Here is a 907-nt window from a genome sequence, read left to right on the forward strand (position 1 = left end):
ACCCAACACTTATCTTAAATATGCCACCCAAATTTATTTGTTTATTAAAAGAAGCGGTCACGTATCGAATCAAGGCTATGCAGCAGTTGCTGGATAATTCGAACACGTCAGAAGAAGCCTTGGCTAAGATAGATTATGGTAATGACCAGATGGTTTTAGCTATGGTTGGTGATGAATTAGACAACCCAAATAACCTAGTACAAGCTACCTTTTATCAATTAAGTACTAATCAATCCAACACTGAACTCACATTACAAGAATTTGGTCAATCTATAGCAGATGATGATCAAATAGTTATGGTGTTCTCTTCAACATCTTGGAATGAGGCGGCACAAATTAAACATCAGTATTTAGGATTTGAGCCTTACAAACCTATGCCAGAAAATATTGTTGCCATACAGTCTCACCACTATAAGGATCAACATGGTATTGAGTATGGAAATAGTATTGAACATGAAATAACCGCAACCATATATCAGCCTCAGCAATTTGGTAGTATATGGCAATGTGATTATCAGCTCTCAGGGTATGGCGAGGATCATTACAAAACAGTTCGTTCATCAGATAGTTTTGAGGTAGTTGATCTAGCGATTGCCGCAGCCAAAACAGATTTGAAAAAGTTTGAGATAAACAACCCCAATTTAATAAGGGTCTAGCAGCGTCTGTAGTTAGTAAGGGCCTTTAGTATAAGGTATTTAAAATTATGAACACTATATACCCTAAACTCATCTGTCTGAGCTTAGTATTCATCTCGACTATCAGCTTTGGTTGCATGCCATTTCCACCAAGTAGCACGCTATTAGGTCGGTTACAAGGTGTTGAGCCTACTAGTCACGTTCAGTCTTATACCTCAGACAGGGCAAACGCACACTTTTAGCCCATAACAATCAAATCACGAACCTCATCA

Annotated in this window: 2 protein-coding genes; both read left to right on the forward strand. The window is 38.3% G+C overall.

Annotated features, from left to right (window positions below; all coding sequences use genetic code 11):
• Positions 1–656, forward strand: a 656-nt coding sequence (locus QZ265_RS09665) for a hypothetical protein (protein WP_296405683.1), incomplete at its 5' end; no start/stop codon positions are given.
• A 47-nt stretch (positions 657–703) separates the two neighbouring features.
• A complete protein-coding gene (locus QZ265_RS09670) occupies positions 704–877 on the forward strand; it encodes a hypothetical protein (RefSeq protein ID WP_296405685.1) in 174 nt (57 codons plus the stop codon).
• Positions 878–907 lie beyond the last annotated feature (30 nt).

Origin of the sequence: Psychrobacter sp. (assembly GCF_018260395.1) — a bacterium.
GTDB lineage: Bacteria > Pseudomonadota > Gammaproteobacteria > Pseudomonadales > Moraxellaceae > Psychrobacter.

What these genes read in the sequence shown, in the direction of transcription:
- QZ265_RS09670 (WP_296405685.1), top strand. Translation starts at nt 704, where the DNA reads ATGAACACTATATACCCTAAACTCATCTGTCTGAGCTTAGTATTCATC.